This window comes from Arthrobacter methylotrophus, assembly GCF_039539965.1.
In the GTDB taxonomy this organism is placed as follows: domain Bacteria; phylum Actinomycetota; class Actinomycetes; order Actinomycetales; family Micrococcaceae; genus Arthrobacter; species Arthrobacter methylotrophus.
In genome coordinates, this window is the sequence record NZ_BAABED010000001.1 from 3531740 (window position 1) to 3547426 (window position 15687).

At 63.5% G+C, this 15687-nt stretch carries 16 protein-coding genes; 7 read left to right on the forward strand and 9 right to left on the reverse strand.

The window, feature by feature from the left end; genetic code table 11:
• Positions 1-7 precede the first annotated feature (7 nt).
• Positions 8-1651 carry a DNA repair helicase XPB gene (locus ABD884_RS18270; protein ID WP_345049024.1) on the forward strand — a complete coding sequence of 548 codons (1644 nt, stop codon included), beginning with the start codon at positions 8-10 and terminating at the stop codon, positions 1649-1651.
• 25 nt (positions 1652-1676) lie between these two features.
• On the opposite strand, the gene ABD884_RS18275 is transcribed toward ABD884_RS18270, so the two are convergent.
• Positions 1677-1931, reverse strand: coding sequence for a hypothetical protein (locus tag ABD884_RS18275; protein ID WP_345049031.1), 255 nt, complete (start codon positions 1929-1931; stop codon positions 1677-1679).
• Between the two features lie 70 nt (positions 1932-2001).
• The gene (locus tag ABD884_RS18280; protein WP_345049040.1) at positions 2002-2910 is read right to left on the reverse strand and encodes a LysR family transcriptional regulator ArgP; all 909 of its coding nucleotides are present in this window, start codon (positions 2908-2910) and stop codon (positions 2002-2004) included.
• A 69-nt stretch (positions 2911-2979) separates the two neighbouring features.
• On the opposite strand from ABD884_RS18280, the gene ABD884_RS18285 reads away from it, so the two are divergent.
• From ABD884_RS18285 to ABD884_RS18300, 4 genes are all read left to right on the forward strand, one after another.
• Positions 2980-3615 (forward strand): LysE/ArgO family amino acid transporter, encoded by a 636-nt coding sequence (locus ABD884_RS18285; RefSeq protein WP_345049046.1) that lies wholly within the window; start codon positions 2980-2982, stop codon positions 3613-3615.
• 82 nt (positions 3616-3697) lie between these two features.
• Positions 3698-4408 carry a response regulator transcription factor gene (locus ABD884_RS18290; RefSeq protein ID WP_028266160.1) on the forward strand — a complete coding sequence of 237 codons (711 nt, stop codon included), beginning with the start codon at positions 3698-3700 and terminating at the stop codon, positions 4406-4408.
• A gap of 1 nt (position 4409) precedes the next feature.
• Complete coding sequence (locus ABD884_RS18295) at positions 4410-5903, forward strand: sensor histidine kinase (protein WP_345049051.1); 1494 nt, start codon at positions 4410-4412, stop codon at positions 5901-5903.
• 145 nt (positions 5904-6048) lie between these two features.
• Positions 6049-6339, forward strand: a complete 291-nt coding sequence (locus tag ABD884_RS18300) for a WXG100 family type VII secretion target (protein WP_345049056.1) — start codon at positions 6049-6051, stop codon at positions 6337-6339.
• A 98-nt stretch (positions 6340-6437) separates the two neighbouring features.
• Here ABD884_RS18300 and ABD884_RS18305 read toward each other — a convergent pair whose 3' ends face one another.
• The 6 genes from ABD884_RS18305 to ABD884_RS18330 all read right to left on the reverse strand — a co-directional run bounded on the left by ABD884_RS18305 (position 6438) and on the right by ABD884_RS18330 (position 12361).
• On the reverse strand, positions 6438-7499 hold the full coding sequence (locus ABD884_RS18305) for an RNase H family protein (protein WP_345049059.1): 1062 nt from the start codon (positions 7497-7499) through the stop codon (positions 6438-6440).
• Positions 7500-7754: 255 nt separating this feature from the next.
• Positions 7755-9383, reverse strand: a complete 1629-nt coding sequence (gene groL / locus ABD884_RS18310) for a chaperonin GroEL (protein ID WP_028266156.1) — start codon at positions 9381-9383, stop codon at positions 7755-7757.
• A 298-nt stretch (positions 9384-9681) separates the two neighbouring features.
• Complete coding sequence (locus ABD884_RS18315) at positions 9682-10965, reverse strand: ABC transporter substrate-binding protein (protein ID WP_345049065.1); 1284 nt, start codon at positions 10963-10965, stop codon at positions 9682-9684.
• Between the two features lie 62 nt (positions 10966-11027).
• Positions 11028-11231, reverse strand: a complete 204-nt coding sequence (locus tag ABD884_RS18320; protein WP_028266154.1) for a cold-shock protein — start codon at positions 11229-11231, stop codon at positions 11028-11030.
• A 139-nt stretch (positions 11232-11370) separates the two neighbouring features.
• The gene (locus ABD884_RS18325) at positions 11371-11976 is read right to left on the reverse strand and encodes a LytR C-terminal domain-containing protein (RefSeq protein WP_345049076.1); all 606 of its coding nucleotides are present in this window, start codon (positions 11974-11976) and stop codon (positions 11371-11373) included.
• A gap of 49 nt (positions 11977-12025) precedes the next feature.
• Positions 12026-12361, reverse strand: coding sequence for a DUF3263 domain-containing protein (locus tag ABD884_RS18330; protein WP_376953346.1), 336 nt, complete (start codon positions 12359-12361; stop codon positions 12026-12028).
• Positions 12362-12514: 153 nt separating this feature from the next.
• On the opposite strand from ABD884_RS18330, the gene ABD884_RS18335 reads away from it, so the two are divergent.
• Together ABD884_RS18335 and ABD884_RS18340 are read left to right on the forward strand one after the other, a co-directional pair.
• Positions 12515-13282 carry a uracil-DNA glycosylase gene (locus ABD884_RS18335; protein WP_345049089.1) on the forward strand — a complete coding sequence of 256 codons (768 nt, stop codon included), beginning with the start codon at positions 12515-12517 and terminating at the stop codon, positions 13280-13282.
• A gap of 15 nt (positions 13283-13297) precedes the next feature.
• Positions 13298-14137, forward strand: a complete 840-nt coding sequence (locus ABD884_RS18340; protein WP_345049096.1) for a siderophore-interacting protein — start codon at positions 13298-13300, stop codon at positions 14135-14137.
• 27 nt (positions 14138-14164) lie between these two features.
• On the opposite strand, the gene ABD884_RS18345 is transcribed toward ABD884_RS18340, so the two are convergent.
• Positions 14165-15643, reverse strand: coding sequence for a threonine/serine exporter family protein (locus ABD884_RS18345; protein WP_345049101.1), 1479 nt, complete (start codon positions 15641-15643; stop codon positions 14165-14167).
• Positions 15644-15687 lie beyond the last annotated feature (44 nt).

Genomic DNA, 15687 nt, shown 5'->3' on the forward strand with positions numbered 1-15687 from the left:
AGCAAAAGTGAGCGACGGTCCGCTGATCGTGCAGAGCGACAAAACCATCCTGCTGGAAGTCGACCATGAGCTCGCCACCGAGGCACGGCATGCGATTGCGGCATTCGCCGAGCTGGAGCGCGCTCCGGAACATGTCCATAGCTACCGGCTCACCCCTTTGGGCCTATGGAATGCGCGCGCCGCCGGACTGGACGCCGAAAAAGTCCTCGATACGCTCCTGCGCTATTCCCGGTTTCCGGTGCCGCACTCGTTGCTGATCGACATTGAAGAGACAATGTCGCGCTATGGCCGGCTGCGATTGGAGAAAGACCCGCAACACGGATTGGTCATGCGCACCGACGACTACCCTGTGCTCGAGGAGGTCATCCGGGCCAAGAAGATCGCACCGTTGCTGGGTCCCAGGATCGATGGCGAAACCGTGGTGGTGCATTCCTCCCAGCGGGGCCAGCTCAAGCAATTGCTGCTCAAGATCGGGTGGCCGGCCGAGGACCTCGCCGGCTACGTGGACGGCACTCCGCATTTGATTGCCTTGAACGAGGAGGGCTGGCATCTGCGGCCCTACCAAAAGCTTGCCACGGAGAACTTCTGGGCCGGCGGAAGCGGTGTCGTCGTCCTGCCCTGTGGTGCGGGGAAGACGCTGGTGGGGGCGGCCGCCATGGCTATCAGCTCCACGACTACGCTGATCCTGGTGACCAACACGGTCGCCGCCCGGCAGTGGAAGGACGAACTCCTCAAGCGGACGTCCTTGACGGAGCAGGAGATCGGCGAGTATTCGGGGGCGGTCAAGGAAGTCCGGCCCGTCACGATCGCCACATACCAGGTCCTGACTACCAAGCGCGGAGGCCTCTACCCGCATCTGGAGCTCGTGGACGGGCACGACTGGGGACTCATCATCTACGACGAAGTCCACCTGCTGCCCGCCCCGATCTTCCGGATGACCGCGGACTTGCAGGCGCGCCGGCGCCTTGGGCTCACGGCAACGCTGGTGCGTGAGGACGGACGCGAAGGCGAGGTCTTCAGCCTGATTGGTCCCAAGCGCTACGACGCACCGTGGAAGGACATCGAAGCCCAGGGCTATATTGCGCCGGCGGACTGCGTGGAGGTCCGGGTGGACCTCCCCCGAGACGAGCGCGTGGCCTACGCCATGGCCGAAGATGCGGACAAGTACCGTTTGTGCGCGACGTCGGAGACCAAGACCCACTTGGTGGAGCAGCTCGTGACTCTCCACCAGGGCGAGCAGCTGCTGGTGATCGGCCAGTACATCGACCAGTTGGATGAGATCGGCGAGCGCTTGGACGCTCCCGTGATCAAAGGCGACACCACGGTGAAAGTGCGGCAGAAGCTCTTTGATGCCTTCCGTGCCGGGGACATCAAGACCCTCGTGGTGTCCAAAGTGGCCAACTTCTCGATCGACCTTCCCGAAGCCTCCGTGGCGATCCAGGTATCGGGGTCCTTCGGTTCCCGCCAAGAAGAAGCCCAGAGGTTGGGGCGCTTGCTTCGCCCGAAGCAGGACGGCCGGGCCGCACGCTTCTACTCCTTGGTCGCCAGGGACACCCTCGACCAGGACTTCGCCGCCAAGCGGCAACGTTTCCTCGCCGAACAGGGCTACGCGTACCGGATCATGGATGCCAAGGACGTTCCAACTGCTTAGGCGTTAAGCAAGCCGGCGCTAAGCGCTAGGCAACCAGCTGTTGTGCGTGTTCGTGCTGCTGTTGCGCTGCCGGCAGCACGACGACGTCGACAACCGCCCATGCTTCAGCTTCTTTCAGCTGCGCATTCGCGAAGCGCTCAGCGGCGGAGCGATCGCCGAATTCCTCGTGCTCGATGCGTCCGGAAAGTGTGTTCAGGTAGCTGACATGGAATTCGAGCTGCTGGGCTTCCGGTGTTTGCGAGTTCGGTGTTTGCGAGTTCGGTGTTTGTGAATTCTCCATGGCTCCAGTGTGAAACGAGGCTACGACAATTCATGACCGTGCTCGCAGCGTGTTGGCATTTGGCTGGCTGTCAGGCTCTGCGCAGCACGTCCGCGGCGGTGCTGCGGACCGCCTCGGTCACGGCGTCCAGTATCCGCGATGGAGTCCGCCATCGTTGCCAGTAGAGGGGAATGTCCAGCGGCCGCCCGGGCGCGAGTTCCACCAAGCGCCCATCGGCTATCTCCCGTTCACATTGCGTCTCAGGCAAGAGCCCCCACCCCAGCCCCAAACGGATGGTCTCGGCAAACTCCTGGCTCGACGGAACGTAATGGCGCGGACCTGCCGGTTCCATTCCACGCCGCGCGCCGCCCATGAGCTCCAGGAACCGATGCTGGTACTCATCCTTGCGGTCAAAGTCCACGGCAGGAGCCGCGCGCAGGGAGGCGACGTTCACGCCGTCGGGAAGCCACCGGGTCCTGAAACCCGGGGTGGTGACGGCGCGGTAGCGCATGCTTCCCAGCGGCTCCACGCGGCAGCCCTGTACAGGCTCCGGAGTCGCCGTTACCGCGGCCATCACCATTCCGGCGCGCAGCATGGACGTGGAATGCTGTTCATCGTCACGGTGGAGGTCGAACACGGCATTCAACTCGGCGGGGACCCGGGTGAGTGCATTGAGGAACCACACAGCAAGCGAATCCGCGTTGACCACGATCGGAACCGAGACCATCGGGGACTCGCCTGGCAGGCCCAGCTCACGTTCCGCGTCGGCTTCCAGCTGGGCAAATTGCCTCGCGAGCCTGAGCACCACCTGTCCCGACTCGGTGGCCTGGACGGGGTTGCTGCGCTGGAGCAACACCCTTCCGGATGCCTGTTCCAACGCCTTGAGCCGCTGGGAGACCGCCGACGGCGTGATGTTCAGTGACCGCGCGGCCGCCTCGAGCGTACCTTCCGTGAGCACGGCGGCGAAGGTGTGCAGCTGTTCCGAAGAGAATCTGACCATAAGATGATCTTATGATGCCTAAGAATGTATAGCTGTACTAATGCTGCGTGCTGAACCTAGCCTCGAAGAATGATCTCTCCCGACGCGTTTCATGCCGCTTGCCTTGGCCTCGGCGCAGGCCTGGCCCTCATCGTTGCCATCGGCGCACAGAACGCCTTCGTCCTCCGGCAAGGAATCCGCGGCGAACACATCGGGCCCATCGTCGCGGTGTGCGCCATCTCGGACGCCATCCTCATCGCGGCCGGGGTACTCGGCACCGGTGCCCTGCTCACCGCGGCCCCTGCCGCCGTCGTCGGCCTCCGTTACGTTGGTGCCGCTTTCCTCATCACGTATGGGGTGATGGCGGCGCGGCGGATCCTCACGCCGAAAGCACTGGAGTCCGCCGATCCAGAATCTTCGGGCAGCAGTCGAAGCGGACGGGCGGCTACCCTCGCAACCGTCCTGGCCCTGACCTGGCTCAATCCGCATGTCTACCTGGACACCGTCTTGCTGCTGGGATCTCTGGCGAACACCCAGGGGCCCGGGCTGCAGTGGTGGTTTGGCGCCGGAGCCATGCTGGGCAGCATTGCATGGTTCAGTTCGCTGGGGTTCGGCGCAAGACTGCTGCGCGGATTCTTTGCGCGCCCGGCGTCCTGGCGAATCCTGGACGGCGGGATTGCCGTCACTATGGTGGGACTCGGCGTCGGATTGGCCCTGGGCACCTGACGGCCACGCAACCACGACACCTGGATAATTCTCACAACAAGCATCCAGTCAACTCCCAGAAACTGGGAGCATCATGAATGGTATGAAAAAGAACGGCCCCGAAGCCAAGCTGCTCGTCGTCGACGACGAACCCAACATCCGTGAGCTGCTCTCCACCTCGCTGCGCTTTGCTGGCTTTGAGGTCGTTGCGGCGTCGAACGGCCGCGAAGCACTCGCAGCCGCGGATCTCCACGCCCCGGACCTCGCGGTCCTGGACGTCATGCTCCCGGACATGGACGGGTTCACCGTCACTCGCCGCCTCCGGGCTGCCGGGAAGCACTTCCCCGTCCTGTTCCTGACCGCCAAGGACGACACCGAGGACAAGGTCACCGGCCTGACTGTGGGCGGGGACGACTACGTCACCAAGCCCTTCAGCCTGGATGAAGTGGTGGCGCGGATCCGCGCCGTGTTGCGCCGCACGCAGCCCATGGAAGACGACGACGCCGTCATCCGCGTCGATGACCTGGAACTCGACGACGACGCGCACGAGGTACGCCGAGGCGGCACCATCATCGAGCTCTCACCCACCGAGTTCAAACTGCTGCGCTACCTCATGCTGAACCCCAACCGGGTGCTCTCCAAGGCGCAGATCCTGGACCACGTCTGGGAGTACGACTTCAACGGGGACGCTTCGATCGTAGAATCCTACATCTCCTACCTCCGGCGCAAGGTGGACATTGATCCCGATGCAGCTGCGTTGATCCAGACCAAGCGCGGCGTCGGCTACGTGCTGCGGACGGCCGAGAAGCGCTGACTTGTTTAACCGTTGGAAGTCGGCGTCCCTCAGGTCGCAGCTGGTCGCCATCATCATGGGTCTGCTGCTCCTTGCCTTGGCCGCCACCGGTGCCGGGACGCTGACGCTCGTCAAGAGCTACCTTCAAGGGCAGGTGGACGACAAGCTCAAGGCCGCCGTCCAGCTCGCCCAGCAGCAACAATCCTTCGCCAACCTGTCTGAGCCCAACCCGACCGTGCCCACGGACTACTCCCTGACTTTGTATTCGCCGGGCTTTCCTCAGAGCATTCTCGGCGGCAGCAGGACCGACCGGCCCAGCATCGCAAACATCACGCCCGCCGAGGCCAAGGACAGGAATTACGCGCCTTTCCAGGTGGGCGGGACAACCGGGGACGATTGGCGCGTCGTAGCCGTCAACGTTGTGGACAACCGGACCGGCCAAAACGCTGTGGTGATCGTGGGACTGCCCTTATCCCCCGTGGACAAGGTCATGGAACACGCCACCCTCGTGGTGGTGGGCGTCGGCCTCCTGACGCTGGTGCTGGCGTTCTTCATCGCCACCTGGACCGTGGCACGCTCCTTCCGTCCCCTCACCCGGGTTGAGAAGACGGCGGCCGCCATCGCCGCCGGTGATCTCTCGCGCCGGGTCGACATCGAGAACCCCGTCACCGAGGTCGGCCGGCTGGGTGGCTCGCTCAACGCGATGCTCGCCCACATCGAATCGTCCTTCGCGGCACGGGCAGCTTCGGAAGCGCGCATGCGGCGATTTGCCGCCGATGCCTCCCACGAACTACGTACCCCTTTGGTCACCATCCGCGGTTTCTCCGAGCTCTACCGCCACGGCGCCCTCGCCACGCCCGAAGACGTGGGTACCGCGATGGGCAGGATCGAGAGCGAAGCCAAACGCATGGGATCCATGGTTGAAGACCTGCTCTTGCTTGCGCGCCTCGATGAACAAAGGCCCCTGCAGCTCAAACCCGTGGACTTGCACCTCCTGGCGAACGACGCCGTCGTCGACTCCCTCGCAACCTCAGGCGCGCGCAAGATCTCACTAACAGGGCTCGACGGCGGGACCGCGGCGCCTGCACCGGTTCAGGGCGACGAAGCCAAGCTGCGCCAAGTCCTGGGGAACCTGGTGGGGAACGCTTTGCGCTACACCCCTGAAGGGTCACCAATTGAGCTCGCCGTCGGGGTTAGGAACACTCCCTCCGGCATGTTCTCCGTCCTTGAGGTGCGGGACCACGGCAGCGGTATTCCGGCCGAGGAGCTGCCCCGGATTTTCGAGCGCTTCTACAGGGCGGATACTTCGCGCACCCGGGAGACCGGCGGCAGCGGCCTTGGACTGGCCATTGTGGCAGCGATCGTAGGGTCCCATGGCGGTACCGTCAGGGTCGAAGAGACCGACGGCGGCGGGGCCACGCTGGTGGTCAGCCTCCCCTTCCAGGACGCCATCTCCGCGATGCCTGAAGACGCGAGCGTAGCCGATGGCGTTGCTGAGGCGGACGTCTCCGACTAGCGCCCGGTGGGTGACGGGGTGACGGGAAGTTATCCACATAGCCGGGTTCGCCTCTGGTTGGGGACGTTTGCCGGCTTTTAGGCTCGTCGTGTGGACCACAAGCCAGCCGCACCCGCGGGACACCTTCAGTTGAAAGGCAACGCCCATGAGCGTTATTTCCGTCGATACCGAACTGCTCCAGCTCAAGTCCACCAACGTCAAAGCCACCGTGGATCGGATTAGCGCCGACGTCCAGGCGATGAAAAGTGGTTTGGACGAACTCCAGGCCACGTGGAAGGGATCAGCGGCCAACAATTTCCAGGCCCTCGTCTCGGAATGGGCGTTGACCCAGAACAAGGTGGAAGCCTCGCTTGCATCCATCAACCTGGCCCTGTCTTCCGCAGCGGCAAGCTACCTGCAAACCGAACAGGGCAACACCCAGCGGTTCAGCTACTAGACGTACCCAGCAAGTAGATGAGGGATTCCGGCGGGGGGCGCATCGGCTTCCCGCCGGATCCATCTTGCCCGCCAGCGTCCGTTTCTGCTTCCGCGTCCCTACTTCTCCGGCGTCGACTGGTGGAAGCGTAAGCGCCATCGGCCGTCGTCGAGCAACCAAATCGAACTCCGGACGGCGGATCCTGCCCGCCCGTAACTTCTGTAACTCAGCAGGATGGTGTTGCTGCAGATACGGTCTGCCGAAATGACCTCTGCCTCCGCGGTTTCCCCTGGATTGTCCTCCAACGCCATCATGAGTTCGTCACGGGACCAAACGCGTCCGGTGCTGCCGATCTCGGTAAAGTCTGGGTGAAGCAAGATCCCTGTTCGCCCGAGGTCGCCCCTGACGTCGGGCCGCAGGAGCTCTCTTTCGAGGCGAACCACCGTGTCCTCGTCCGAGCTTCCGCCACTCCGGGCAAGGGCTCCAGCCTCGTCGTCCCCGGCGAACAAAGTAGGCTCGATGAAGGCTTCCGGCTCCGTGAACGGCTCCGGCCCGGTGCCCAACGCCGGACCGTTGGAAAGATCCTGACTGCCGAATAAGGTGAGGTCCTCACCGTCCTCACCGTCCTCAGCGTCGTCGTGGGGATCGTCGAAGAGGGAGGGCACTTCCGCCCTTACGGTGCGGGATGGGGAAGCCCTTGGCGCTTCGACGGCTCCTGGATAACCGGGTCCGCCAGGGACGACTGTTATGCCTTGCTGGTACGCACTCGCAACGGCCCGGGCGCGCTCGTCGGCGGCCTCGTTGAGCTCGTGGCCCGCGTGGCCTTTGACCCACTCGAACGTATACTTGCGGCCAATGATGGACTGGTCGATGTCTTTCAGCAGATCGACATTCAAGACGGGCTTTCCGTCGGCTTTTCGCCAGCCCTTCCGCTTCCATCCTGGCATCCACTTAGTGATGCAGTTGATGACGTACTGGCTGTCGCAGAGAATCTTCAGCTCTTCATCGGGAATATGCGCCGTGGACCGGAAAAGGTCCAACACCGCCATCAGCTCGCCTTGGTTGTTGGTTCCGTGCGGCCATCCGCCGGCCCTCCAGCAAGAGTCGTTCACATACCAAGCCCAACCAGCAGGCCCGGGATTGCCGAGGGCAGAACCGTCGGCGGCAGCAATAATCGTCATGGTTTCCATCCTGCCAGACCACCCTGACACCCCATCACATCCCCCCGAAGGACGCTCGCTCACTTATGCGGCGAAAATTTCAAACCCTCATGCGGATATGGGGCCCAAACCCAAAGCCCTCCTCCACCAAACGTGAGCGAGCGTCAGCGGGAAACCCACCAAACGTGAGCGAGCGTCGTTAAACGGCGACGACGGCCCCCACCTGAGGCGGGAACCGTCGTCGTGCTTGTGACTAGTGAGTCAGCGCGGGGGGGCTTAGAAGCCGCCCATGCCGCCCATGTCGTCGCCGCCACCCATGGCCGGAGCGTTCTTCTCCGGCTTGTCGGCAACAACGGCCTCGGTGGTCAGGAACAGACCAGCGATGGACGCAGCGTTCTGGAGGGCCGAGCGGGTGACCTTTACGGGGTCGTTGACGCCGGCAGCCAGCAGGTCTTCGTACACGCCGGTGGCGGCATTCAGGCCGTGGCCTGCGGGCAGGCCGCGGACCTTGTCCACCACAACGCCCGGCTCCATGCCGGCGTTGAAGGCAATCTGCTTCAGCGGGGCATCGATGGCAACACGGACGATGTTGGCGCCCGTTGCTTCGTCGCCTTCGAGCTGCAGGTTGGCGAATGCCTTGGCGCCAGCCTGGATGAGGGCAACGCCACCACCAGCGACGATGCCTTCTTCAACGGCAGCCTTCGCGTTGCGGACGGCGTCCTCGATGCGGTGCTTGCGTTCCTTCAGCTCGACTTCGGTTGCGGCACCGGCCTTGATGACTGCAACGCCACCGGCCAGCTTGGCCAGGCGCTCCTGCAGCTTCTCGCGGTCGTAGTCGGAGTCGGAGTTTTCGATCTCGGCACGGATCTGCGCCACACGACCGGCAATGGCGTCGGCGTCGCCGGCACCCTCAACGATGGTGGTCTCGTCCTTGGTGACAACAACCTTGCGGGCGCTGCCGAGCAGTTCGAGGGTGGCGTTCTCCAGCTTGAGGCCGACTTCCTCGGCGATGACCTGGCCACCGGTGAGGATTGCGATGTCGGCGAGCTGTGCCTTGCGGCGGTCGCCGAAGCCCGGAGCCTTGACGGCAACGGACTTGAAGGTGCCACGGATCTTGTTGACGATCAGGGTGGCCAGGGCCTCGCCCTCAATGTCTTCGGCGATGATCAGCAGCGGCTTGCTGGACTGCATGACCTTCTCCAGGACCGCAACGAGTTCCTTCACGTTGGAGATCTTGGAGTTGACGATCAGGATGTACGGGTCTTCGAGGACCGTTTCCTGGCGCTCAGCGTCAGTGACGAAGTACGCGGAGATGTAGCCCTTGTCGAATCGCATGCCTTCGGTGAGCTCAAGCTCCAGGCCGAAGGTGTTGGACTCCTCGACCGTGATAACGCCTTCCTTACCGACCTTGTCGAGGGCCTCGGCGATAAGGTTGCCGATTTCGGTGTCGCCAGCAGAGATGGAAGCCGTGGCTGCGATCTCTTCCTTGGTCTCGATCTCCTTGGCGGAGGCGAGCAGCTCGGAGATAACGGCTTCGACAGCCTTCTCGATGCCGCGCTTGAGGGACAGCGGGTCGGCGCCGGCAGCTACGTTGCGCAGGCCTTCCTTGACCAGGGCCTGGGCGAGAACAGTTGCGGTGGTGGTACCGTCGCCAGCGACGTCGTCAGTCTTCTTGGCAACTTCCTTGACCAGCTCGGCGCCGATCTTCTCGTAAGGATCGTCCAGCTCGATCTCCTTGGCGATGGAAACACCATCGTTGGTGATCGTGGGAGCGCCCCACTTCTTTTCGAGGACGACGTTGCGTCCACGCGGGCCGAGGGTGACCTTGACGGCGTCGGCGAGGATGTTCAGACCCCGCTCGAGACCGCGGCGTGCCTCTTCATCAAATGCAATGATCTTGGCCATAACGGCGGTAGTCCTTTCGGGACAGTCGTTAAGAAGGTGCCTTCACTGCGGTGCCCGCGACGGACGATCCTTCACATTCGGCCTCTGTATGCCGCCGGCTCCGGATCTCACCCCAGCAAGGTGTTCTTTGATCCCCAAGCAAGGCCACCAGCACCCATACGGCCGGGGCCATACGGAGAATTAGCAGTCAATGCTTGAGAGTGCTAATCAATAATTAGCACTCACCTGAGGAGAGTGCAAGCAGCGAGTGCTGGAAACGCCTCGCCGCGCCACGATAGTTCGCTATGGGCACAGCCCATCACGGCGTCCGGGATGCCGTCTCCTTGCCACTCACCCGTGCAGTGTTGTCGGCGCCGTAGGTGAAGACCATGTAGTTGGACGAGGTGACGTCCCCATTGACGTCGAATCCGATGGCCCCGGACTCGCCGTCGTAATCCGGGAGCTTTGCCCCCTTCAACACCTCGACGCAATCCTTGTATGACGCACAGGATGTGCGTTCTTTCGAGGCCGCATCGCCCGACGTCGGACGCACCCCGCCGGACACAGTGGTGAGCCACGCCGCGATCGAGCCCCCGGCGTCGTCGTTCGCGGCTGCAGCGGCAAGCGCCGCGAGAGTGACGGCGTCGAACGTTTCGGCAGCGTACGTCGTGTCCTTGAGATTGGGATCGATGCCCGTCAATCCGGACTGGAACTCAACGCTCGGGAAGACGCCGGGAAGAATTCCGCGCGCACCGTCGAGGCCACCGGCACCGAGCGTGGTTCCGTATTGACGGATGGCCCCGTCGCTCAAGATCAGCTGCTTACCGCCCAGGCCCGCGTTCACGAGCTCGGCCAGTGCTCCGGGGGCACCATCACGGGCAACCACGACGACGGCGTCCGGTGACCCGGACTTGATGCTCGCCGCGGCGGGAGCTGCTTTCCCTGCCGTGAATTCCGCGTTGGACACGGCTTCCATGCCGAGGCTGCGGGCCGCGTCCACGACCGCTCCGGAGACCCGCGTACCGTAGTCCCCGGCTTCGTGGAGGACGGAAATCCTCTTGGCGCCGGCGTCGTGGGCAAGCTTCGCCAGGACGCTGCCTTGGGCGGCGTCAGCGGCCGAGGTGCGGAAGTAGAAGCCGCCACTCTTGTAGCTGCTGAGTCCCGAGGCCGTGTTGGCTGGCGAAATGAGCGGAATCCGGGCGGGAGACAGAACGTCGATGGCTGCGGGCGCATGGCTGGAGTCCGTGGGCCCGACGACGACGTCGGCGTGCGCCGATAGCAATGCCTTGGCCTGGCTCGCCGTATCAGCACTAAAAGCGGCCGCGCTGCTGCCTTCACTTACCCCCGACGCCGGAAGCAATTCGACGGGACTGCCCTTGAATCCGCCTGCATCGTTGATTTGTTTGACGGCCAGCTTCGCGGCCGCCAGCTCAGACTCATTGAGGAATGCGGAACTGCCGCTATTGTCCAGAATCACCCCGATGCGCAGGACCCCGTCGCCGCTCGGAGTAACAGAGCTCAACCTGGCATTGCCGACGGACGCGGAACATCCGGACAGCCCGAGGGCCAAGACCGCAAAGCCTGCAAGAAGAGGCGATACCAACGAAATGACTCGGGACCGGCGCCCTCCAAAGGGCCAGGACAGCCTTGTTGCCGCAATACCCACTAGATAAGCCGCACGCTTTCTGCCTGGGGGCCCTTCTGGCCCTCGCCGAGCTCGAAGTCGACCCGTTGTCCTTCTTCGAGCGCACGGAAGCCATCCATCTGGATAGCGGACCAATGCACAAAGACGTCGTCACCGGACTCATCCACGGTGATGAATCCGTAGCCCTTTTCGGCATTGAACCATTTGACGGTTCCCAAAGCCATGATCCCCACACTTTCAACTAGCAGTGGCCGGCTTCCGGGATCTCCGGGCCAGCTCACAACTACTGTAACCACAGTCACGTTGCAGAAGCGCAACCCTGGGTGTGGGTGGTCGCAATGTTATTGAGGCGTAACCGAGTTGCTACTTGTAGCCTGGGCCCAGAATGACGACCACAGGCTGTTGGAATTCGGCGCTGTCCACGAGGTTTGCGATGCCCAGCAGTTTACCGAGGGCTTCGGCGTTGCCTTTCTGAGCCGGCCCTTTGTAGAAAACCGAAGAGGTCTGCTGGGGCATGCCGCCCCAGTTTGCGATCGTAGACAACGGCCAACCCCCGCCTTGCACTACCCCGGCAACCCGGGCGGCCAGGCCCCCAGTGGTGGTTCCGTTGTAGACCGCGACGGCGGCGGTCTTGTCCAACGGCGCCGTCGTGGGCGTCGGAGCACTGGACGGGGTGTCGCTGGGGCTCGGCTGGCTGGATACCGGGGCCGGGCTGCTGACGGGAGCCGACGCCGCGGCGCTTGGTTGAGGGACGTCCGCGGTGACAACTGCTTGCGGCGTGGTCGTCGAAGTGAATCCAAGCTTTGGAAGGATCAGGAAAGCGACGAGGCCTACGGCCAGCGCAATTCCGCCCAGGAGCAGGACCGGCCACAGTGCCGGGCGGGACGCGGAGGCGACGAGCCGGTGGACACCCTGGCGAGATGAGCTCTGCGGGACGCGGTCGAATTCATCCCGGGCAAATTTGGTCATGGTGAAGCCTTGTCCTTGCTGCTTGCTTGCTGGGGGATCAGCGGGTGCCTTACGCGTCAGAACCGAGACGGCGCGCTGTGCGGGCCCTCTGACGTGACATACGTAGTCTACGCAATCTCTTGACCAGCATAGGATCGTGTGCCAGAGCTTCCTCGGTATCGATGAGGGCGTTGAGGAGCTGGTAGTAATGGGTGGCAGAAAGATCGAAGAGCTCCCTGACGGCCTGCTCCTTGGCGCCGGCGTACTTCCACCATTGCCTTTCCAAAGCGAGCATCTGCTGCTCACGCTCGCCTAGCGGCGAGTCGCTTCGGAGCCCGGTGGACAGGTCTTCGAACACCAATCCAGTTGCTTCGGACGCCATGGGTTCCCGCGCGGGTTCTGCCACGACACACTCCTTCGACGCATTGACTGAAAAAAGTCCCCCGCCAATGGTAACGGGCGAATAACACCGATGTCATTTGCCCCGCCGCCTTCCCGGAGGACGATTTTCCGGCCGAGTCGCTTTCCCCTAGGGCTCCAAGACAGCGACAATGGCTGGGTGTCAGGCGAAGAAGCGTTGTTTGAACTTGAAGCAGAGGATCACTCCCCCGATTTCGGGTCACTCCCGGGAAAAGCCCTGGAAGATTTGATGACCCCGGACTGGGCTGAAGCGCTGTCCGGCGTCGAAAACGAATTGCGTTCGGTGCTGAGCTTCGTGGCAGGCGAGGCCGCCCGAGGAACCCACGTGTTGCCTGCGGCGTCGAACATCCTCCGCGCTTTCCGGCAGCCGCTTGCCGACGTCAAGGTGTTGATCCTGGGCCAAGACCCCTACCCGACGCCGGGACACGCCGTCGGGCTCTCGTTCGCGGTATCGGGGCACGTCCGGCCCATCCCGCGAAGCCTCGCGAACATCTACCGGGAAATGGAGTCCGATCTGGGCCTGCCGCCGCGGGTCCACGGCGATCTTTCGGCCTGGACCGGCCAGGGAGTGCTCCTGCTGAACAGGGTCCTGAGCGTTGGTGCCGGCGCGGCCGGATCGCACCGGGGCAAAGGTTGGGAGGCGATTACGACGGCGGCAGTTGCCGCCGTCGCCCGGCGCCGCACAACTGCCGGGCAACAGAGTCCGCTCGTCGCGATCTTGTGGGGCAAGGACGCCGAAGCGGTGCAACCGCTTCTTGACGGCGCCCCCGCGATCACCTCCGCGCACCCCAGCCCATTGTCGGCATCACGGGGCTTCTTCGGCTCACGCCCGTTCAGCCGAGCCAACGCCTTGCTTCGCATGCAAGGCGCAGATCCCGTCATCTGGGAACTTCCACCGTTGCCCTAGCTTAGGCTTGCCTACATGACATCTTTGCCCGCGACGTCGTCTGCTTCCCGCAATACCCGCCCCCAAGTGAACCTGACTGTGCTGCGCACGGAACAGCTCTCGCCCCACATGGTGCGCATCATTGCAGGTGGACCCGGTTTTGCCGGTTACGCGAACAACGCCTTCGTGGACCGTTACGTGAAGATCGTGTTCCCGCAGCCGGGCGTCGACTATGAGCTGCCATTGGATCTTTGGGCCATCCGCGAGACCATGCCGCGCGATCAGTGGCCGTACACGCGCACCTACACCATCCGCTGGGTGGACGAGGCTGCCCAGGAACTGGCCATCGACTTTGTGGTCCACGGCGATGAGGGCCTTGCAGGTCCCTGGGCCATGGCGGCCCGGCCCGGCGACGCGATGGTCTTCACAGGACCGGGCGGCGCCTACAACCCAGCGCCCGACGCCGATTGGTACCTTTTCGCGGGCGACGACGCCGCACTGCCGGCCATCGCGGCGTCGATCGAATCCCTGCCACCCACCGCGACGGGCGTCGCTTTCCTGGAGGTCGACAGCGAGGCTGACATCCTCGACATCGCCGCGCCCGACGGCCTCGAGTTGCGCTGGCTCCTGCGCTCGGGAGTCCCGGCCGGGTCAAGCCACATCCTGCTCGATGCCTTGGGTGAAGCCAAGTGGCTGCCGGGCCGGGTGGATGTTTTTGCACACGGTGAACGCGGCTACATGAAGGGCTTGCGGGATATCTTCTTCAAGCAGCGCGGGCTGGAGCGTTCCCAAGTGTCGCTCTCCGGATACTGGGCCCAAGGGCGGGTCGAGGACGATTTCCAAGCCGAGAAAAAACTGCCGATCGGGCAGATCTAGCGGCCCTTACCGGCGTCGAGCGCGGCCCTAGCGTCGGCGAACGCGGCGGCGCTCGTTGCTGGCCAGCCCCTTGGTCAACGGCCGGGCGAGGTTGTCGCCCAACACAATTCCCGCTGCCACACCCAGCACGATTGCTCCCGCGTTGAGCATGCCACCCGAGCCCAGCAAGACGTCCGCTTCCTGCACCGTCAACACATACATGGAACGGAATATCTTCAGACCAGGCAACAGGATGAGTGCTGCAGGGACTGCCACCACGAGTTGCGGAGCTCCAAGCCTGAGCGCCACCATCCGGGCCAGCAGGCCGATGACCACCGCCGAAATCGCAGGCGAGAGACGATCCCCCAGACCGAGGTTGGCAGCCCCCCACAAGATGAAGTAGCCCACCAAACCGACTGCCGCCGTCGGGAGCAGAAGTTTGAGCAGTGTCTGCTCGGTGATGCCGATGGCAATCACTGCGACGGCGATCAAGATCGCCTGCCCCCACAATGGATACGCCTCGGGGAATGTTTGCGTGACGTCGATCGGGACGCTGCCGGACAGATCACCGACCACCACCGCGACAGCGATCCCCGCAACGATCGCACCGAAGGTGAGAATGGTGGACAGGAATCGCCCGGCCGCTGTGACCGGGAATCCGTTGATGGCGTCTTGCACCGAAGAGACGAGCCGTCCCGTTGGCAACAAGAGGAGAATGCCGCCCGCGACCACGATCGAGGGCGGGATGTCCGCCCCGGCCCAGCGCAGCATGAGCGCAATGAACGTCACCAGGAAGGCACAGGCCGCTGTCACGAAGAAGTCCGGCGTGCGCCATTTGCCCAATTGCCTGGCGACAAGGTTGACGAGCATGTTGGAGACGAAAGCCAAGGCAGACGCTCCAAGGCCCCCACCCAGCACCCCGACGAAAACAGCGGAGAAGACGCCGAACGCCATGGTGACCATCCACCGGGGGAAGGGCTTGCTTCTTCGAATAATGTCATCCAGGCGGCGCACGGCCTCCGCCCTGCCCACTCCTCCGGCCACGATGTCCGTCACGAGCTGGTGGACCTCGGCCAAACCGGCGTAGTTGTTGGTCCAGGAGCGGACCACCCGGAGCAGGGTGATCGGAGTCTGGTCCTTGGGCGCATAGTTGATCTGTACCGACTGGTTGGTGATGTCGACTTCGATGTTCTTCAAACCGAGTGCGGCAGTGACCGCAATGATGCTGGTCTCGACTTCCAAGGCACCGGCCCCGTAACGGAACATGGATTCGGCCATGTGCAACGCGAAGTCAATGGTCTTGCGGGCCGAAGCATCAACCCCGCCCACATGAATGGTGGGGTTGGCGTAGGGACTGCCGGCAAGTCGGTCCACGATGCTCAAGGGGGCCGTGGGCGGGTTCTCGCCCTGCACGAGCCTGCGAAGCATGCGTTTGGCGTTGACGTTCTGGCGCACCTGGGATGGCTTGAGCGGCTGCGTCTTGGGCAAGCCGTCCGTGCTGGGCCTATTGTCGGGGCGGTCAGTCACGCAGGTATTCCTCCAAAGAGCGGGATTCCTCCAAGTATGGTGTT